Annotated in this window: 19 protein-coding genes and 1 pseudogene; 19 read left to right on the top strand and 1 reads right to left on the bottom strand. The window is 54.5% G+C overall.

What is annotated here, in order from left to right; genetic code table 11:
- The first annotated feature begins 46 nt into the window (after positions 1-46).
- The 7 genes and pseudogenes from ACI7RC_RS10145 to ACI7RC_RS10175 all read left to right on the top strand — a co-directional run bounded on the left by ACI7RC_RS10145 (position 47) and on the right by ACI7RC_RS10175 (position 7036).
- Positions 47-688: pseudogene (locus ACI7RC_RS10145) on the top strand (IS607 family transposase).
- Positions 648-1760, top strand: coding sequence for an RNA-guided endonuclease InsQ/TnpB family protein (locus ACI7RC_RS10150; protein ID WP_408108125.1), 1113 nt, complete (start codon positions 648-650; stop codon positions 1758-1760). The pseudogene ACI7RC_RS10145 and the gene ACI7RC_RS10150 overlap by 41 nt, the downstream one beginning before the upstream one ends.
- Positions 1761-1923: 163 nt before the next feature.
- Positions 1924-3174: a ribonuclease H-like domain-containing protein gene (locus ACI7RC_RS10155; RefSeq protein ID WP_408108126.1), complete on the top strand. Its 1251-nt coding sequence runs from the start codon at positions 1924-1926 to the stop codon at positions 3172-3174.
- A gap of 48 nt (positions 3175-3222) precedes the next feature.
- Entirely contained in the window at positions 3223-3363 is a 141-nt protein-coding gene (locus tag ACI7RC_RS10160; protein WP_408108127.1) for a hypothetical protein, read from the top strand.
- A 136-nt stretch (positions 3364-3499) separates the two neighbouring features.
- Positions 3500-5260: a SulP family inorganic anion transporter gene (locus ACI7RC_RS10165; RefSeq protein ID WP_408108128.1), complete on the top strand. Its 1761-nt coding sequence runs from the start codon at positions 3500-3502 to the stop codon at positions 5258-5260.
- Between the two features lie 14 nt (positions 5261-5274).
- On the top strand, positions 5275-5622 hold the full coding sequence (locus tag ACI7RC_RS10170; protein ID WP_408108129.1) for an ArsR/SmtB family transcription factor: 348 nt from the start codon (positions 5275-5277) through the stop codon (positions 5620-5622).
- Positions 5623-5710: 88 nt separating this feature from the next.
- Positions 5711-7036, top strand: a complete 1326-nt coding sequence (locus tag ACI7RC_RS10175; protein ID WP_408108130.1) for an AAA family ATPase — start codon at positions 5711-5713, stop codon at positions 7034-7036.
- Between the two features lie 36 nt (positions 7037-7072).
- On the opposite strand, the gene ACI7RC_RS10180 is transcribed toward ACI7RC_RS10175, so the two are convergent.
- The gene (locus tag ACI7RC_RS10180; protein ID WP_019120072.1) at positions 7073-7246 is read right to left on the bottom strand and encodes a hypothetical protein; all 174 of its coding nucleotides are present in this window, start codon (positions 7244-7246) and stop codon (positions 7073-7075) included.
- A gap of 105 nt (positions 7247-7351) precedes the next feature.
- On the opposite strand from ACI7RC_RS10180, the gene cymR reads away from it, so the two are divergent.
- The 12 genes from cymR to ACI7RC_RS10240 all read left to right on the top strand — a co-directional run bounded on the left by cymR (position 7352) and on the right by ACI7RC_RS10240 (position 18522).
- Positions 7352-7771, top strand: coding sequence for a cysteine metabolism transcriptional regulator CymR (gene cymR, locus ACI7RC_RS10185; protein ID WP_408108131.1), 420 nt, complete (start codon positions 7352-7354; stop codon positions 7769-7771).
- Between the two features lie 16 nt (positions 7772-7787).
- Positions 7788-8936, top strand: coding sequence for a cysteine desulfurase family protein (locus ACI7RC_RS10190; RefSeq protein WP_408108132.1), 1149 nt, complete (start codon positions 7788-7790; stop codon positions 8934-8936).
- Positions 8937-9040: 104 nt separating this feature from the next.
- Positions 9041-11299 (top strand): SF1B family DNA helicase RecD2, encoded by a 2259-nt coding sequence (gene recD2 / locus ACI7RC_RS10195; RefSeq protein WP_408108133.1) that lies wholly within the window; start codon positions 9041-9043, stop codon positions 11297-11299.
- 84 nt (positions 11300-11383) lie between these two features.
- The gene (locus ACI7RC_RS10200; protein WP_408108134.1) at positions 11384-11881 is read left to right on the top strand and encodes a PRC-barrel domain-containing protein; all 498 of its coding nucleotides are present in this window, start codon (positions 11384-11386) and stop codon (positions 11879-11881) included.
- A 22-nt stretch (positions 11882-11903) separates the two neighbouring features.
- Positions 11904-12104, top strand: a complete 201-nt coding sequence (locus tag ACI7RC_RS10205) for a hypothetical protein (protein ID WP_408108135.1) — start codon at positions 11904-11906, stop codon at positions 12102-12104.
- 30 nt (positions 12105-12134) lie between these two features.
- Entirely contained in the window at positions 12135-12317 is a 183-nt protein-coding gene (locus ACI7RC_RS10210; protein ID WP_408108136.1) for a hypothetical protein, read from the top strand.
- Positions 12318-12431: 114 nt separating this feature from the next.
- The gene (locus tag ACI7RC_RS10215; protein ID WP_408108137.1) at positions 12432-13496 is read left to right on the top strand and encodes an AI-2E family transporter; all 1065 of its coding nucleotides are present in this window, start codon (positions 12432-12434) and stop codon (positions 13494-13496) included.
- 334 nt (positions 13497-13830) lie between these two features.
- Complete coding sequence (gene alaS / locus ACI7RC_RS10220; RefSeq protein WP_408108138.1) at positions 13831-16476, top strand: alanine--tRNA ligase; 2646 nt, start codon at positions 13831-13833, stop codon at positions 16474-16476.
- A gap of 176 nt (positions 16477-16652) precedes the next feature.
- Positions 16653-16916 carry an IreB family regulatory phosphoprotein gene (locus tag ACI7RC_RS10225; protein ID WP_026074229.1) on the top strand — a complete coding sequence of 88 codons (264 nt, stop codon included), beginning with the start codon at positions 16653-16655 and terminating at the stop codon, positions 16914-16916.
- A 5-nt stretch (positions 16917-16921) separates the two neighbouring features.
- Positions 16922-17335, top strand: a complete 414-nt coding sequence (ruvX, locus tag ACI7RC_RS10230) for a Holliday junction resolvase RuvX (RefSeq protein WP_408108139.1) — start codon at positions 16922-16924, stop codon at positions 17333-17335.
- A 5-nt stretch (positions 17336-17340) separates the two neighbouring features.
- Positions 17341-17631 carry a DUF1292 domain-containing protein gene (locus ACI7RC_RS10235; protein ID WP_408108140.1) on the top strand — a complete coding sequence of 97 codons (291 nt, stop codon included), beginning with the start codon at positions 17341-17343 and terminating at the stop codon, positions 17629-17631.
- A gap of 276 nt (positions 17632-17907) precedes the next feature.
- Positions 17908-18522, top strand: coding sequence for a DedA family protein (locus ACI7RC_RS10240; protein WP_408108141.1), 615 nt, complete (start codon positions 17908-17910; stop codon positions 18520-18522).
- Positions 18523-18525 lie beyond the last annotated feature (3 nt).

Raw genomic sequence — 18525 nt, forward strand, 5'->3', positions numbered from 1 at the left:
TTAAACATCTCGAACATTTATCATATAATGTTAATTCGGTGATGAAATGGGACTGTTCGCTATTGGAAAAGTTGCCGAGATAATTGGAGTGACTCGGAAAACATTAAGGGAATAGGACAAGGCCGGAAAACTAAAACCGCATCATGTCATTCACAGCGGATACCGGTACTATTCGCAAGCGCAAATAAACGAACTTTTACGAAAGAATGAACAAGCTCAACGGATTGTTGTCAGGTACACGCACGTGTCCAGTCCGAAGCAAAAAAACGATCTTGAACGGCAGATTGAAAATGTTAAAACGTACATGATGATTGCGAAAGGCTATTCGTTTGAGATCATTTCTGATATCGGTAGCGGCATTAACTACAATAAAAAAGGGTTAAATCGACTATTGGAACTCATCGTGTCCTCGCACGTCGAAAAGATTGTTGTTCTGTACAAGGATAGACTGCTTGGATTCGGATTTGAACTCATGGAAAACTTGTGTAGTCAATTTGGAACATCTATCGAAATCATTGATCATACACCAGAAAACAGAAGAACAAGAACTGGTAGAAGATTTGATTCAAATTGTCGCCGTGTTCAGTTGCCGATTACGAGGAAAACGGGCAAACAAAGCGAAAAGATGCTCAAGGAGTTGATCGAAGATGATTCTAGCGAAAAAAGTCAGAATCAAGCCGACACCTGAGCAGGAACAGCAATTATGGCGTTCGGCAGGAGCCGCCCGTTGGGTATACAATTGGACGCTCGCCAGACAGGAAAAAAACTATCAGAATGGTGGCAAGTTCATTCCTGACGGCGAATTGCGGAAAGAATTGACAAAGCTGAAACAGATTGAAGAATATGCGTGGCTGAATGAAATATCGGCACAAACTACAAAGCAGGCCGTCAAAGACGCATGTAATGCCTATAAGAAGATGTTCAAAGGTCAGTCTAAGAAACCGAAGTTCAAAAGCAGAAAACGATCAAAACCGGCGTTTTACAGCAGGTATGATCGACTCAAGACCAAAGGAAGCCTTGTTTATCTTGAAAAGATCGGTTGGTTGCAAACAAGCGAATCGATTCCTGAATCGGACAAGTACAGCAATCCACGAGTGTCTTTTGATGGTAAGTATTGGTATGTTTCTGTCGGCATCGATCAGGAGCAAGAAAAACCGGAACTGATGGAAGAAATCATAGGTATTGACGTAGGCGTAAAGGAATTGGCCGTATGCAGTAACGGCATGATCTTCAAAAACATCAATAAGTCTGCCGCCGTAAGAAAGATGGAGAAACGCTTGCGTCGGTTGCAGCGCAAGATTTCTCGAAAATACGAAATGAACAAGGAGGGAAACCGTTTTGTCAAGACGCGCAACATTGTAAAAGCTGAAAAGTCGATTCGTTTGCTTCATCGGAGACTGGCGAATATCCGCACTAATCATATTCATCAAGCCACAAGCGCGATAGCGAAAACCAAGCCGAGCGCTGTGGTTATGGAAGACTTGAATGTGAGTGGAATGATGAAGAACCGCCACTTGAGCAAAGCGATAGCCGGGCAAAAGTTGCATGAGTTCGTCCGGCTGATGGAATACAAGTGCGAGAAGATCGGCGCAAGCTTCATCAAAGCCGACAAATGGTTCCCGTCATCAAAAATGTGTTCATGCTGTGGGAAGATGAAACAGAACCTGAAAATATCTGACCGCATCTATGAATGCGATTGCGGAATAAAGATTGACCGCGACTTGAACGCGGCAATCAACCTATCAAAATTGGTGATGTAGCACCTAAACGCTTACGCCAATATGTAGGATTCGTTGCATCCGAATTTACGCCTGTGAAGTGTTATACCAAACGCGAGTAGCTTCGGCAAAAGCGGACACGTTGAAGCAGGAAGCAAACAAGACTTGTGCAGACTTGTACAATTTCTTGGCAACGGAAGTGCGCATGTCTCTTAAAGCGAAACTCAACCGGATGAGAGGCCATCTTGCCATCGAGACCCCGAAAGCAGCCGACTTGCCCGCGGCAGATGTTCCCCACCTGGAGAGCTGGCGGGAGCTTGACGCCGCACCGCACGGATCTGCCGACGACTACGTGATCATCCGCGAACGCCGCTATCCGCTCGACTTCCAGTATGGCAGATACCGCTTCCGCGAGCTTACCGACATCATCCGTGCCTGGGAGGAGGCAGGGAGGGGAAGCCACCCGCTGTCCGCTGACGGCAGGCGGGCAGGCGATCTGCTCTTTTTTGACACGGAGACCACCGGACTGCATGGCGGGGTCGGCAATACCATCTTTCTGCTGGGGTACAGCCGCGTCGAGGGCCGGGAGGTCGTCGTGAGGCAGCATTTTCTGGCTGCCCCCCACGCGGAGGTAGTCTTATACCAGTCCTTTCTGGAGACGGCCCGGGAGGCAACGCATCTCGTCACCTTTAACGGAAAATCTTTCGACTGGCCGCAGGTGAAGACCCGTCACACGCTTCTTCGCGACCTGGTCCCAGATTTGCCGTCGTTTGGCCATTTCGACCTCTTGCATCCGGCAAGGCGCCTGTGGAAGCACGAACTGCCCTCCTGCCGGCTGTCCGTCATCGAGCAGACAAAGCTGGGAGTGGCGCGCCAGGATGACGTACCGGGCTATCTGGCACCCATCCAGTACTTCGATTACCTCTCCGCGGGCGACCCCCATCTGATCGAGGGAGTGCTGCGCCACAATGAACTGGATGTCTTGTCGCTCATCACCTTGTACATACACCTGTCCAGGCTGCTGCTGGAACGTAAGGGCGGGGCGGCGACCGAAGCGGAGCGGCTGGAGATCGCCCGCTGGTGCGAAGCGATCGGCGAGCTGGAGCATGCGGCGCAGGGGTACCAAGCCGTTGCCGAGAGCAGCTCCGCCCTTCGTGGCCAGGCAAAGCTGGCCCTGGGCCGCCTGTTCAAAAAACAGCGAAAATGGCGGCAGGCGCTGGCAGTGTGGGAGTCGTGCTTTCAGGAAAACAGCCATGTGCCGCAGGAGATTTACATCGAGGCGGCCAAGCTGTGTGAACACCAGTTGAAAGACGACGAAAAGGCGCTTGCCTACACCCTCAAGGCCTTCGATTTGTGGAAGAAAAGAGGGACGATCCTGCGCAGTAAGTCGAAAGCAGAGCGGGAAGCATTTGAAAAGCGGATTGTCCGGCTGGAAAACAGGATAGACGGGCGATAGTGCCGTATCATAAATTCAGAAGCACGTATTACATGGCAAAAGGAGCTAGTGCCCCACTTCCAGGGCGAAGCGTTTGCGCAAAAACTGGAAAAGGTAGAACAGGTGCTAAACAACCTGAAGACGCTTGACGTGCGCTTGACAAAGGCAGAAGTTCAGGAGATAGACCGCATTTTCGCGGATCGCAAATAAACAGGGGGGCGTGGACGTTTCCACGTCCTCTTTTAAACGAATAAGCAAAATCTGCTTTAACTTCTCACAACAGGGATGTAATATATTTGTATATTCAAAAATTCAAATATACAAATATTGAAAAGAAGGGATTTTTGTGAGGCGGTTTTTTGCAGGCAGATTTAGCGGTTATTCGATTCATGACTTTCGCGGGGACCTTCTTTCCGGAGTCATCGTCGGGGTGATTGCGATTCCTCTCGGCATGGCGTTCGCCATCGCTTCCGGCGTCAAACCGGAATACGGCATTTACACGACGATTATTGCCGGGATCTGCATTTCCCTTTTCGGCGGGTCATCCTTTCAGATCGGGGGACCAACGGGGGCCTTTATCCCCGTCCTTTTAGGGACCGTCATGACGTACGGTTACGAAAACCTGCTGGTTGCTGGCTTTTTGGCCGGCGTTATGCTATTTCTAATGGGAATGTGCAAACTGGGCTCTTTGATCAAATATATTCCGCGTCCCGTTACCGTCGGGTTTACCGCGGGGATTGCCGTCATCATCTTTTCGGGGCAGATTGCCAATTTTTTGGGCCTGACGGGGATTCAGAAGCATGAGGATTTCTGGTCCAACATGAAAGAAATCTTTGTTCATTTTGACACGTTGAACTTTTACAGCATCGCTACGGCCGGGCTTTGCCTGGTCTTGCTGTTGCTCACACCCCGGTACTTTCCGAAAATACCTGGTTCGCTCATTGGCCTGATCGTATCGAGTATAGCGGCAGCGCTTCTCTTTCCCGATAAAGTAGCTACCATCGGTTCGACATACGGCCCGATACCCAGTACTTTACCCAGCTTGCGCCTTCCTGACATCACGTCAGGAAACATCCTGAACCTGCTCCAGCCTGCCTTTGTCATTGCGATGCTGGGCGGGATTGAATCCCTGCTCTCGGCGGTTGTCGCTGACGGGATGACCGGGAGGCGGCACGACAGCAACCGGGAGCTGATCGGGCAAGGGATCGCAAATATGGCGGCGCCGCTGTTCGGCGGAATACCGGCAACCGGAGCGATTGCCCGAACGGCAACGAACATCAGATCCGGCGCCAGATCGCCCCTGTCCGGCGTGATTCACGGCGTATTCGTCCTGGTCGTGCTGCTGCTGTTGGCCCCGTACGCTTCGGCGATTCCGTTGGCCAGTATGGCGCCCATTTTGATGGTCGTCGCCTGGAATATGAGCGAGAGAAAGGAATTTACCCGCTTGCTGAAGACGAGGACGGGTGATTCACTCATCCTCTTGATCACCTTCCTGTTGACCGTGTTGACGAATCTGACCATCGCCGTTGAGGTGGGGCTGTTGCTGTCGGCGATTCTCTTCGTCAAGCGAATGAGTGATATACTGACAGTGACAAAGGTCCTTCCCGATCCGGCACACAAGCATAAAAAAGTTCAGGCGGATATCGTAAAAGCCGGGCGCAACTGCCCGCAGATCAGCATGTACACGGTAGAAGGCCCGCTTTTTTTCGGAGCGGGGCAGCTGATGGAGGACTCTATCGCAGGTACGATTGATCACCAACCCCATACCCTGATTTTGCGAATGGGGAAAGTCCAGTACATAGACACGACGGGCGAAGCGCATCTGGCCAGGATTGTTCGAACGGTGCAAAGCAGCAGGGGAACGATCCTTATCTCAGGCATCCAGGCCCAACCGCTGGAAGTGATCAGACGGACAGGCTTGTACGATAGGATTGGCAGCGGGCACTTCTTTGGCCACACCGGAGATGCGCTCAATTTTGCGCTCTCGCGAATTGACGCAAACCAATGCCTAGGCTGCAACCAGTTCGCTTTTGAGGAATGTATGCGGTTGGCCCAACCAGTCGATGTGCCCGCAGCGCAAGGACGGCTTCCTGTTCACCGCTTATGAAAGGAGGAGGATTCATGGATTTGGAGCTGCAAAAGTTTAAAGCGGATTTTTTCAAAGCGCTTGCCCATCCCCTGCGGATCAGGATTCTGGAGCTGTTGGCCGAGGGCAGCAAGAATGTAAATGAACTGCAAACGATCATTGGCGTGGAAGGCTCTGCCGTTTCCCAGCAGTTGAGTGTGCTGCGCTCGAAAAACATCGTGTACGGAATAAAGGAAGGAAATCGCGTGCTGTATTCGCTTCGCGACCCGATGATTGTGGATTTGCTGCATATCGCCCGGCAAATCTTCAACAATCATCTGATCAATGCGATATCGATGCTCGATAAATTTACCGATGACATGGCGAAGGAGTCGGACGGGTAATTCCTGAACGCAGGACATGGCGGCGGCAACGGGGAATATGCTATAATCAATGAATTAAGAACCAATCGGAATGGAAGGAATTCAGACAATGGACTTGTTTTCATATGCCTTTGAAGAGCAGCAGTCGGGAAAGATGAAGCCCCTTGCCGCACGGCTGCGCCCGCGCAGCGTGGATGAGGTGTTGGGACAATCACATATTTTGGCGCCAGGGAAACTGCTTCGCCGGGCGATTGAGGCAGATCAGGTATCGTCGCTGATTTTTTACGGACCGCCGGGGACCGGCAAAACCACGTTGGCCAAAGTGATCTCGCGGACGACCAAATCCCACTTTTCCGAGCTGAATGCGGTCACCGCGGGCGTGGCTGACATTCGCCGTATCGTCGAAGAGGCGAAGGAGCGGCAGGTGATGAGCAATCAGCGGACGACCCTGTTTATCGACGAGATCCACCGCTTCAACAAGGCCCAGCAGGATGCGCTGCTGCCTTATGTCGAAGAAGGGACGATCATCCTGATCGGAGCGACGACGGAAAATCCGTTTTTTGAGGTGAATGCGGCGCTCTTGTCCCGTTCGCAAATCTTTCCGCTCCATCCGCTGAGCGAGACCGAACTGCGCCAGGTGGTGGAGCGCGCCCTCACCGATGAAGAACAAGGGCTGGGCGAGCTTCATGTGAAGCTTGAGCCGGAAGCGGAGCAGCACCTGATCCGCTACGCCGAAGGTGACGCCCGCCGGCTGCTGAACGCCCTGGAACTGGCCGTGATGACCACGCCGCCCGGACCGGACGGGACGATAACCGTAACGCTGGACGTCGCAGTGGAATCGATTCAGCGCCGAGCGGTTCGCTACGATAAAAGCGGGGATAATCATTACGACACGATTTCTGCCTTTATCAAGTCCATCCGGGGCTCAGATCCGGATGCCGCGCTGTACTGGCTGGCACGGATGATCGACGCCGGCGAAGATCCGCGGTTTATCGCCCGCCGCCTGGTGATTTCGGCCTCCGAGGATATCGGCAACGCCGACCCGCAGGCGATTACGGTGGCGATCTCCTGCCAGCAGGCCTTGGAGCTGGTCGGCATGCCGGAGGGACGCATCCCGCTCGGCCAGGCGACCACTTACCTGGCGACTGCGCCAAAGAGCAACGCGGCCTATCAGGGGATCAACGAGGCGCTGTCGCAGATTCAGGCAGACGGCCATAAACCGGTTCCCCTCCACCTGCGCGACCGCAGCTACAAAGGGGCAGCCCGGCTTGGACACGGGGAAGGGTACAAGTATCCGCATGATTTTCCCGGCGGTTACGTTCCCCAGCAGTATTTGCCGGACGGAGTGTCGCACACCTTTTACCGTCCCAAGCCGATTGGCTACGAAAGAGAGATAATGGCGCGGCAAGAAGCACGGAAGCGAAGCCGCACTTGATGCAACGGCTGGCCGAGAAGACCGTCCGGCTGCATATTATGTGCGGACGTCGCCTCCCGGCTTGTCCGGCAGATCGCCGTTTTCATTCGGCTGTTTGCTGTTTTCACTGGCACCAAAGCGTGCTTTGTGGGCCAATCTGCCCGCAGGCTGATCATACAATTGGTCTGAGGGATGATTACGTCCTCGCTCTGAGCGCTTGTTAGTCGCCATGAGACTCACCTCCTGTATGCTAGTGTTTCCGCGTTGTGGAATACTCATGCCAGAGAGGTGTCCATACAGCAAACAGTCAAATTGATTCAAAGAGGAGTTGTTTACTTGAAGATCTCGACCAAAGGACGTTATGGACTCACCATTATGATGGAATTGGCAACTCGCTATGGCGAGGGGCCCGTCTCGCTGAAAAGCATCGCGCAACGCCACGACCTCTCCGAACACTACCTGGAGCAATTGATCGCGCCGCTGCGCAATTCCGGATTGGTCAAAAGCATCCGCGGCGCATACGGCGGCTACATCTTGTCCAAACCGCCGCAGGAGATCACCTCCGGCGACATCATCCGCGTGTTGGAAGGGCCGATCAGCCCGGTTGAATTTACCGAGGAGGAGGATCCTGCCAAACGGTATCTCTGGCTGCGCATCCGCGACAGCATCTCCTCCGTCCTGGAATCGACTACCTTGTACGACTTGATTACCTATAAAGACGAAGGGCGTTCGGACAGTTACATGTTTTATATTTGAATCGAAGGTGAAGAAGATGAGTTCACGAGTGTATTTGGACAACGCAGCCACGACGCCTGTTCACCCGCAGGTCAGAGAGGCGATGCAACCCTACTGGAGCGACATTTTCGGCAATCCCTCCAGCATTCACAGCTTTGGCCGGGAAGCGCGGAGGGCCGTCGAACAAGCCCGCGAGGAACTGGCCGGCTTTATCGGTGCGTCAGCCGGGGAGATCGTCTTTACTGGCAGCGGCACCGAGGCAGACAACATGGCCGTGATCGGCGGGGCGCTGGCCAATCAGACACGCGGCAAGCACCTGATCACCTCGCAGGTGGAACACCACGCCGTGCTTCACGCTTTTGCATACCTGGAAGAATTCGGCTTCGAGGTTACCTATCTGCCGGTGGACCAAACCGGCATGATCCGAGTAGAGGAGCTTGCCCAGGCGATTCGTCCAGATACGATCCTGGCATCGATCATGTACGGCAATAACGAAGTAGGAACGATCCAGCCGATCGAGGAAATCGGACAAATCCTGCAAGAGCGGGGAATTCTCTTCCACACCGACGCCGTCCAGGCATTTGGCTCGCTGCCGATCGACGTGCGCGAGCTGCCGGTTGACATGCTGTCTGTGTCGGCACACAAGGTAAACGGACCAAAAGGCGTCGGCGCCCTTTGGTTAAAGCCGGAGGTCAATCTCAGTTCCCGTTTGGTTGGCGGGGCGCAGGAACGGGGGCGCCGGGCAGGTACGGAAAACGTGGCGGGGATCGTCGGCTTTGGCGAGGCGGTAAAAATCCTGCGAGCCGATATGGCGCAGCGGGGCCCCAAGTACCTGGAGCTTCGCGAGACGATGATTCGCGTCTGGCGCACGTCTGAGGTATCCTTTACCGTCAACGGACATCCGGAGCGCTTTTTGCCCCATGTGCTCAACGTCAGCTTTCCCGGGACGGATACGGAAACCATGCTGCTCAGCCTTGATCTGGCCGGGATTGCGGCATCCAGCGGGTCGGCCTGTACCGCGGGTTCTCTGGAGCTGTCCCACGTGCTTTTGTCGATGTGCATCGGAGACGAACAGGCCAAATCGGCGATCCGCTTCAGCTTTGGCATTGACAATACCCCGGAAGAAGCAGAACAGGCAGCGGCCAAGACTGCTGATATTGTGAAGCGGCTCACCGGCCAGCGCTAAAAATGTTGCTGCACCTGTTAAAACAGCTTACAATTGAACCTAACAGAAAGCGAAAATCCACTTCACCCAAAAGAGTGGATTTTTCTGTGTAAGGAGGCGGCGACTTGCAACAGACGCTCCCGCTGTTTACGGAGAAGTACATTCGCGGACAGCTCCTGCATGAGATTTTTTACAACGAAGAAAATTGGTACGGGGTGATCCGCTTTAAGATAGAAGAGACGAATGAGCCGATCAAAGAGACGGAGGTTGTCGTCGTCGGCAATTTTCCACGGCTTCACGAAGAAGAAATTTACACTTTTTACGGTGAATGGAAAAACCATCCCAAGTTTGGCATGCAGTACGCCGCTCAGCGGTATGAGCGGGAAACGCCCAAGACCAAGGCTGGAGTGGAGAAGTACCTGTCGAGCGGGTTGTTCAGCGGGGTCGGCAAAAAGCTGGCCAAGCGAATCGTTGAACACCTGGGCACAGATGCGCTGGGCATCATCGCGGAGACGCCGGAGCGGCTGGAGGAGGTCCCCGGCTTGTCGAAGGAGCGGGCAAAGCAGATTTACCAGTCGATCCTGGAGCACCGTTCTCTCGAGCGGACGATGGTGTTTTTGTACGAATTTGGCATAGGAGTCCATCTCGCCCTCAGGATTTACCAGATCTACAAGCTGGAGACGATGGATGTCCTGACCGAGACGCCCTACAAGCTGATCGAGGATGTTCAGGGCATCGGATTTAAGCGGGCAGACGAGATTGCCCGGGCCACCGGAATCTCCGCCGCTTCGCCGGAGCGGATCAAGGCGGCCGCCCTGCACGTGCTGCAGGAATCCTCTTACGGGGAAGGACATGCCTATTTGCCGTTGGATGAATTGGTTTCGCGAACGCTGAAGCTGCTTGTCGAGTGCGGCGGGCACAGCTTTTCGGAGGACGATATCCAGCTCGCTATTCAGTACATGTTTGAGGAGCAAAAGCTGGTGTGGGACGAAGAGCGGGTGTACCTTCCCTCCTTGTTTTTCGCCGAGATCGGTTTGGCCAAGCGCCTGCGCTATTTTGCCGATCGGGAGGATTTTGCCGGATTTCCCGCCTCCGAGTTTTTAAAAGCGCTCGGCAAGGTAGAGGAAGAGCTTGGCATCACCTATGCTGCGACGCAGCGGGAAGCGGTTGAGAAGGCGATCGCCAGCGGACTGATGCTGCTTACCGGCGGGCCGGGCACCGGAAAAACGACGGTGATTCGGGGTATTTGCCACGTATTTGCCCAGTTAAACGGCATTTCGCTTGACCCGAATCACTACGATTCCCACGAGAACCCGTTTCCCATCCTGCTGGTGGCGCCGACGGGACGGGCGGCCAAAAGGATGTCCGAGACGACAGGACTCCCGGCGATGACGATCCACCGCCTCTTGGGCTGGCGGGGGGAAGGGTTTGAGCACGATGCGGAGCATCCGGTTCGGGGCAAGCTATTGATCGTCGACGAGATGTCGATGGTAGACATCTGGCTGGCCAACCAGCTCATTCGCGCCTTGCCGGACGAGATACAGATCGTCATGGTGGGCGACCCGGATCAGCTTCCCTCGGTCGGACCGGGCAATGTGCTGAAAGACTTGATCGACTCGGGCCTGCTTCCGCTGGTGGAACTAAAGGATATTTACCGCCAGGCGGAGGAATCGTCCATCATCCGCCTGGCGCATGACGTGAGGCAAGGGATTGCGCCGGCCGATGTTACGGCTCCGGCGCCTGATCGCCGATTTTTCACAAGTTCGCCACAAGATGTCGTTGAGATCGTGAAACAAATTTGTCTGGGGGCCGTAAAAAAAGGGTATACCGCCAAAGATGTACAAGTTCTGGCCCCGATGTACAAGGGGACGGCGGGCGTCAACCAATTGAATGAAGAACTGCAGGAACTGTTTAATCCCAAACAGGATCAGAAGCGGGAAGTCCAGTTTGGCGAGACGGTGTTTCGGATCGGGGACAAGGTGCTGCAGTTGGCCAACAATCCCGAGGAGCAGGTTTACAACGGTGATATTGGCACGGTTGCAGCCATTTTCCATCCAAACGAAAACCAGGAGCGGGAGGAACTATTGGTCGTCAGTTTTGACGGGCGAGAGGTGACGTACAAGCGGTCCTCGTACCATCAGCTGACCCTTGCCTACTGTTGTTCGATCCATAAATCGCAAGGAAGCGAATTTCCCATCGTCATTTTGCCGTTTGTGCGAAATTACTACCGCATGCTGCGGCGCAAGCTGGTCTATACCGGGATTACCCGCAGCAAGTCGTTTCTGATGATGTGCGGGGACCCCGAAGCGTTCCGGATGGCTGTTGAAAATGACGATGAAGGAGCCAGATATTCACATCTGCAGAAGCGGCTTTGCCAGACGTAAGGCTTTAGGCGAAGCTGGAACAGTTTCATCAGCATGTGAATGGCCCGTCCGCTCATACTAAAAAGGCGGAAGGGGGTGTCCCTTGTGCGAAGAGCATTGGATCTCTTGGGAATGCCGGTCATCTGTCTGGAAACGGGTGAACAAATCGGTACGGTCCAGGATATTCTCTGCGATTCTCGTCTGCATATGCTTGGTATCGTGCTGCAGCAGCAAAGCTTGTTTCAGCCGGGGACGTACATTCCCGCCAATCATATCTACGCGGTGGGGGACGACTATCTGACCGTTTTGGACAACGGGGCGATCACTCCTCTTGAGCAGCTCGTCAGACAGGATACGGTTCGGTTCTTCACAGGAAAGCAGAAGCTAAAAGGAAAAACCGTGTTAACCACCCGGGGAGACAGCCTGGGGACGATAGAAGATGTATATTTTTCCCATGACTTGGCAAGACTAGTTGGATGCGAGCTGTCGGAAGGATGGATTACAGACCTGACCGAGGGACGTAAGCGGCTGCCGGTGACGCCGTCACTCATGGTAGGCAAGGAATCGCTTATACTCGATCATCCGACCGATATCCTGTCGTGAAGGGCTAAGGAGGATATGGAAGATGAAAGTGATCTGCCCAAATTGCGGATCGAAAGACATCGGGAAGATTGGTACCAGCCAGTATTACTGCTGGAATTGTTATGTTGAGCTGAGTGTGGCCGGCGAACAGATTTCCTCCATTTACCAGGTGGAAGAAGACGGGTCGCTCCATTCGCTCAACGATCTGTTCCTCGATGATCAAGCGGTCCAGGCTCAATTGTAAGGAGAACAGTTTTGAGGAGGGAGTTTTCGCATGTTTGGACGTGGAATGCTCGGAAAGATATTGGCCGGTGGACTAATCGCCTTGCTTGGTTACCTGTTGATGCCGAGACAGAAACGGAAACAGCAAAACCTGCTAAACTTTGGCCGCAATACTCTCTCCCGCCGAAACCTGCGGCGCATGGGCCGCGGCTTCATGCGCCAGTTTGCCCGTTAACCACAGCGGCACCATTTGCCCCCGCCTTTTTGCGGGGGTTTTTCAGTTTGCTTACATGATCCCCACCCGGATGTACAACATAATACTGTGACAATGGCCTTAAGGGAGGGGAAGATGGAGAATCTGGGTCGAGGGCGTTTCTTTTCTGTTGCCGTCGGATTAATCGTTCTGCTGGTCATTGTGAACCTGCTTTGGTGGATTCGGCCGCTTTTATCCCATTTATACGATTTGGCAAAAGAGATACTTGTTCCCTTTCTCGTCGGACTGATCATCGCCTACCTGCTGCACCCGATCGTCTCGCTTCTGGAACGGCGCAAAGTTCCCAGGCTGATTGCGGTGCTCCTCATATACGTCTTGTTTGTCCTGACCGTTGTCATCGCGCTGCTCAATGCGCTGCCGGTGTTTGCCGGCCAACTGGCGGAGCTGGCTGACGATCTTCCGCGGCTGACCAATTGGTACCACATGTGGATGAACGAATGGGAGGCGCACAAGTACTTCCTCCCCGACAGCGTGCAGAGCGGAGTAGACCGGGTTATCATCCAGTCAAAAGAGCGGATGGCGCAGGGGATCAGCGATCTGGTGAACAACGCCAGGCAGACGCTGGCCAAACTGCTCGGATACGCCGTGGTGCCGTTCATCGCTTTTTACATGTTAAAAGACATGGAAGCGATCCAGCGGGCCTTGCTTTTGATCATCCCCCGCCCATACAGGAAGCAGACGCTGACGATCGTCAGGGAGGTGAATGATTCCCTGGGCAAATACGTTCACGGCCAGCTGGTCGTAGCCCTGGTCGTAGGAATTTCCGCCTACATCGGCTACTGGCTGATCGGCATGCCCTACCCGTTTGTCCTGGCGTTCATCGTCAGCCTGGCCAACGTCATCCCGTACATCGGCCCGTTGATCGGAGCTGCCCCCGCCCTGGTCGTGGCGCTGACGATCTCGACGAAAAAGATGATTCTGGTGCTGGTCGTCAACTTGATTATCCAGGTGGCGGAAGGCAATATCCTATCGCCCAATATCGTCGGGCGTTCGCTTCACCTGCATCCGCTCCTGATCATCTTTGCGCTGCTAGCCGGCGAGGCGCTCGGCGGGTTGGTCGGCATGGTATTGGCTGTCCCCGTGATGGCCGTGCTCAAGGTCGTCATCAACCGGATCGCCTTGATGTCGCATGAAAGTTGACATCAGGCGGACAATTTTTTTATAATACAAAATAAGTTCACACAGCGAAATCGATGAGGGAAAGAGTAGGTTACAGCCCGTCTACAGAGAGGGTGCCACGCGGTTGAGAGGGCGCCTAGATCGAAGCGTATCCGAAAGCTACTCCCAAGACCGGACAAATTCCGGCGGCTGACCCCGTTGACAGTCATGAAGGCGACAAACCGTTTTTTTCGATGTCCGTTTGAAGTACGGACGGTTTGTAAGCAGGGTGGTACCGCGAGAAATGAAGCTCTCGTCCCTGAGTGGACGAGGGCTTTTTTATTTTCTTTTTTACACCGACAAGGAGGAATTCCTGATGAAAAAATGGACAGGCAATCAGATTCGCCAGATGTACTTGGACTTCTTCGTAAGCAAGGGTCATCGCATCGAGCCCAGCGCGTCGCTGGTCCCCTATGATGATCCGTCGCTTCTGTGGATCAACAGCGGCGTGGCGACGCTGAAAAAATACTTTGACGGCCGCATCATCCCCGACAACCCGCGAATCGTCAATTCACAGAAGGCGATTCGCACCAACGACATCGAAAACGTCGGCCGCACAGCGCGGCACCACACGTTTTTTGAGATGCTGGGGAACTTCTCGATCGGCGATTACTTCAAAGAAGAAGCGATCGAGTGGGCGTGGGAATTCCTGACCAGCCCGGAGTGGATCGGATTCGATCCGGAGAAGCTGTCCGTAACGATCCACCCTGAGGACGACGAGGCACATGAGATCTGGCACAAGAAAATCGGGCTGCCGGAAAACAGAATTATCCGCCTGGAAGCCAACTTCTGGGACATCGGCGAAGGCCCCTGCGGTCCCAACTCGGAGATTTTCTACGACCGCGGCGAGCGCTACGGCAACGATCCGAACGATCCGGAGCTGTATCCGGGCGGGGAGAACGAGCGCTACCTGGAAGTCTGGAACCTCGTCTTCTCCCAGTTTAATCACAACCCGGACGGTTCCTACACGCCGCTGCCGAAAAAGAACATCGATACCGGAATGGGGCTGGAGCGGATGGCCTCCGTCATCCAGGACGTGGACAACAACTACGAGACCGACCTGCTCTTCCCGTTGATCGAGGCGACGAGCGAGATCAGCGGGGTGAAGTACAAGGCCAATCCGGAGATGGACGTAGCGCTGAAAGTGATCGCCGACCACGCCCGGACGGTCGTGTTCGCCATCGGCGACGGCGCCCTGCCGTCCAACGAAGGCCGGGGCTACGTGATTCGCCGCTTGCTGCGGCGCGCTGTCCGCATGGGCAAGCTGCTCGGGATCGAGAAGCCCTTCCTCTATCGCCTGACGGAAGTGGTAGGCAAGATGATGGGCGAGCACTATCGCGAAGTGGTGGAAAAGCGCGATTTCATCGCGAAGGTGATCCGGGCGGAGGAAGAGCGTTTCCATGAGACGCTGAACGAAGGGCTGGCGATTCTCGAACAGTTCGTGAAAGCAGCCAAGGAGAAGGGCGAGACGATGCTCTCCGGTGAGAGCACGTTTAAACTCTACGATACCTTTGGTTTCCCGGTCGACCTGACAGAAGACTTCGCCCTGGAACACGGGCTCGGCGTCGACCGCGAAGGATTCGAACGGGCGATGGAGGAACAGCGGGAGCGGGCACGTGCTGCGCGCCAGGAAGTGGACAGCATGCAGATTCAAGGCGGACCGCTGAGCGATTTGACGGTTAAGAGCGAATTTGTTGGTTATACTGATTTGGTAGTAAGTGCCAAGGTTGTCGCTATTATTCACAACAACCAGTTGGTGGATGAGGTTGAAGAAGGCGACACATGCCTGGTCGTATTGGACCGCACGCCTTTCTATGCCGAAAGCGGCGGCCAGATCAACGACGAGGGTTCGCTTCAATCCGACATGGTCAAAGCCCGCGTCATCGACGTGCAAAAAGGGCCGATGGGGCAGCACATTCAAAACGTGTCGGTAGAAGCAGGAACGCTGAAAATCGGCGATGAAGTGACGGCGTCCGTCAACCGCGAGGCGCGGGGCGACATCGTGAAAAACCATACGGCGACCCATCTCTTGCATCAGGCCTTAAAGGATGTCCTGGGGCGGCACGTCAACCAGGCCGGTTCCTTGGTAGCGCCGGAGCGCTTGCGTTTTGACTTCACGCATATCAGTGCGATCTCGCCGGAAGAGCTGGCCCGGATCGAAGCAATCGTCAATGAAAAAATCTGGGCGAACATCGACGTCAACATCATGCACAAACCGATCGCGGAAGCGAAAGCGATGGGCGCCATGGCACTTTTCGGAGAGAAGTACGGCGAGATCGTCCGAGTCGTCCAGGTGGGCGAATACAGCCTGGAGCTGTGCGGCGGCTGCCATGTGAAGAATACGGCAGAGATCGGCCTGTTCAAGATCGTCAGCGAGGGCGGCATTGGCGCTGGCACCCGCCGGATCGAAGCCGTTACCGGACGCGGGGCCTTCCAATACCTCAACGGCCAGCTTGCCACGCTGCGGGACGTAGCGCAGATCGTCAAGGCGCCGCAGCTGCACGAGACCCCGGGACGGGCAGAGGGATTGGCCCAACAGTTGAAAGAGGTGCAGCGGGAGAACGAATCGCTGCGGGCCAAATTGGGCAACATCGAAGCGGCCACGCTCACCGATCAAGTCAAACAGGTAGGCGGCGTCAACGTCTTGGCGGCCCGTGTGTCGGCGACTGATATGGACAACCTGCGCGGCATGGTCGACGAGTTGAAGCAGAAGCTGGGCTCGGCCGTGATCGTACTGGGTGCCGTCCAGGAAGATAAGGTCAACCTCGTCGCCGGTGTGACGGAAGATTTGCTGAAACAGGGCTTCCATGCAGGCAAGCTCGTCAAGGAAGTGGCTGCCCGCTGCGGCGGCGGCGGCGGCGGCCGTCCCGATATGGCTCAGGCCGGCGGGAAGGACCCGGCGAAACTGGGTGACGCGCTTGCTGCCGTCACCAGCCTGGTAGAGGGTCAGAAAACAACGTAAACATACTTGATGCTGCCAATCCCGGGTGCAAGCCGGCAGGCCGGCCAGCTTGAAACGGGCATGAGGAAAATATTTTGCAGACAAGGATTTGCCAAACGGTAAGGCGAATAGTGTATAGTAAAGAGTAACACGTTGGAAAAGGATCCCCTTTTCTTACTGGAAACGAGGTGTTGGTTATGAGTTCCATGGACAATACCATGAAATTTACGGTACCCAAGGAAACGAGCGAGGCGGAAGTCAGAGAGACGTTGACCGAGGTGTATCGCGCCCTTCAGGAAAAGGGATACAATCCAATTACGCAAATTGTCGGTTATCTGCTTTCCGGCGATCCGGCCTTTATTCCTCGCCACAACAACGCACGCAGTTTGATCGGGAAAATTGAGCGTGATAAATTGATCGAAGAGCTGGTAAGGGTGTACCTTTCCCAGCAGCGGTCATAACGGATATGCGCATTCTCGGATTAGATCTGGGCGAACGGACCATCGGCGTTGCCGTCAGCGACGAAATGGGCTGGACAGCACAGGGAGTAGAGACCATCCGCCGGCAATCCGCTGAAAAGGATTACGCCCGGTTAAACGAGTTGATCTTACAGTATCAGGTGGAGGAGATCGTCGTCGGCCTCCCCAAAAATATGAATGGGACGATCGGTCCGCGCGGCGAGCAGTGTCAGGCGTTTGCCAGCGCTTTGGCGAAGCGGACCTCCCTGCCCGTCCACCTCTGGGACGAACGCCTGACGACGATGGCGGCGGAAAGAATGCTGATTTCCGCCGACGTCAGCAGGCAAAAGCGGAAAAAAGTAATTGACAAAATGGCAGCCACCCTGATCCTGCAGGGGTACCTGGATGCGAAATCGAGGTGAAACAGATGAGTGAAGAATTGGAAGGCGGATTTGACGTCGGTGAGATTATCGCCTTGACAGAAGAGGGCAGCGAAGATGTTACCCGCGATTTTCGCATTATGTACATCTTCGACATCGAAGATCGCACCTACCTGGTGCTGGTACCGGTCGACCAGGAAGAGGAAGAAGAATACGAGGTTCACTTCCTGCGCTACGACGGAACGGATATGCTGCAGGCAATCGAAGACGACGAAGAATGGGAACAGGTGGAAGCCACGTTTGAGACCCTGATAGCGGAATTGGAGCATGAAGACTAATCCATTGCGGATTGGTCTTTTTTTTGTCTTGCGCAGGCCCGGCAAACCTTACAATCTTGTAAGGGAGTTGAAAGGGAAATCGATAGGAGGATCAGGGACGCCTCCATTACAATACTCGTAGAAGGAAATGACCGACACGGAGGTTGTCGATATGAAACAATTCATTCAAATCATGGCGATCGTCATCCAATTGGTTTGCGATACAACGTCAACCGTTTCCTTGATGAACTTGGAGAAGCTCGTCAAGGTGTAAGCCTGCGAGAGGAGCCATTGGATATGCAGGAGGTATTGCTTCATTCCGTACAGTTGTACGGTTATCTGGCGGTTTTTTTGCTGCTCGCCCTGGGGATCGTCGGCCTGCCCGTTCCGGACGAGCTGGTGATGATGTTTACAGGGTATTTGGCCGCACAGGGCAAGATGTCGTTTTGGGTAGTGCTGATCGTATCGGTTGCAGGCAGCATGTGCGGCATGCTGCTCTCTTTCCTGCTCGGGCGCTTCTTCGGGATTCCGCTCTTGCGAAAGCTGGGACCGCGGCTGCGCCTGAAACCGGCTCGCATCGAAAAGTCAGGCAGATGGTTTGAACGGTACGGGCTGTTTGTCGTCTGCTTCGGGTATTTTTTGCCCGGCGTTAGAAATCTCAGCGCCTATTTTGCCGGCGTCAGGCGGTGGAGCGTGTTCAAGTTTTCCGGTGCTGCCTTGCCGGGGGCGGCGATTTGGGCGTTTTTGTACGTCCGTTTGGGCTTTTATCTCGGAGACAGCTGGCGGTCCTGCTTCGCTTCGACAAGAGGGTATTTGCTGCTGGCTGCCGGGATTCTTCTTGCCGTGATTTTGATCTGGAGCGGGAAAAAGGTTCTGGGGAACAGACAGAATGGTAAAACGAGGGGGAAGTAAACC

Origin of the sequence: Brevibacillus sp. B_LB10_24 (assembly GCF_046036945.1) — a bacterium.
GTDB lineage: Bacteria > Bacillota > Bacilli > Brevibacillales > Brevibacillaceae > Brevibacillus_C.

What these genes read in the sequence shown, in the direction of transcription:
- ACI7RC_RS10150 (WP_408108125.1), top strand. Translation starts at nt 648, where the DNA reads ATGATTCTAGCGAAAAAAGTCAGAATCAAGCCGACACCTGAGCAGGAA.
- ACI7RC_RS10155 (WP_408108126.1), top strand. Translation starts at nt 1,924, where the DNA reads ATGTCTCTTAAAGCGAAACTCAACCGGATGAGAGGCCATCTTGCCATC.
- ACI7RC_RS10170 (WP_408108129.1), top strand. Translation starts at nt 5,275, where the DNA reads ATGGATTTGGAGCTGCAAAAGTTTAAAGCGGATTTTTTCAAAGCGCTT.
- ACI7RC_RS10175 (WP_408108130.1), top strand. Translation starts at nt 5,711, where the DNA reads ATGGACTTGTTTTCATATGCCTTTGAAGAGCAGCAGTCGGGAAAGATG.
- ACI7RC_RS10180 (WP_019120072.1), bottom strand. Translation starts at nt 7,246, where the DNA reads ATGGCGACTAACAAGCGCTCAGAGCGAGGACGTAATCATCCCTCAGAC.
- ACI7RC_RS10190 (WP_408108132.1), top strand. Translation starts at nt 7,788, where the DNA reads ATGAGTTCACGAGTGTATTTGGACAACGCAGCCACGACGCCTGTTCAC.
- ACI7RC_RS10205 (WP_408108135.1), top strand. Translation starts at nt 11,904, where the DNA reads ATGAAAGTGATCTGCCCAAATTGCGGATCGAAAGACATCGGGAAGATT.
- ACI7RC_RS10210 (WP_408108136.1), top strand. Translation starts at nt 12,135, where the DNA reads ATGTTTGGACGTGGAATGCTCGGAAAGATATTGGCCGGTGGACTAATC.
- ACI7RC_RS10215 (WP_408108137.1), top strand. Translation starts at nt 12,432, where the DNA reads ATGGAGAATCTGGGTCGAGGGCGTTTCTTTTCTGTTGCCGTCGGATTA.
- alaS (WP_408108138.1), top strand. Translation starts at nt 13,831, where the DNA reads ATGAAAAAATGGACAGGCAATCAGATTCGCCAGATGTACTTGGACTTC.
- ACI7RC_RS10225 (WP_026074229.1), top strand. Translation starts at nt 16,653, where the DNA reads ATGAGTTCCATGGACAATACCATGAAATTTACGGTACCCAAGGAAACG.
- ruvX (WP_408108139.1), top strand. Translation starts at nt 16,922, where the DNA reads ATGCGCATTCTCGGATTAGATCTGGGCGAACGGACCATCGGCGTTGCC.
- ACI7RC_RS10235 (WP_408108140.1), top strand. Translation starts at nt 17,341, where the DNA reads ATGAGTGAAGAATTGGAAGGCGGATTTGACGTCGGTGAGATTATCGCC.
- ACI7RC_RS10240 (WP_408108141.1), top strand. Translation starts at nt 17,908, where the DNA reads ATGCAGGAGGTATTGCTTCATTCCGTACAGTTGTACGGTTATCTGGCG.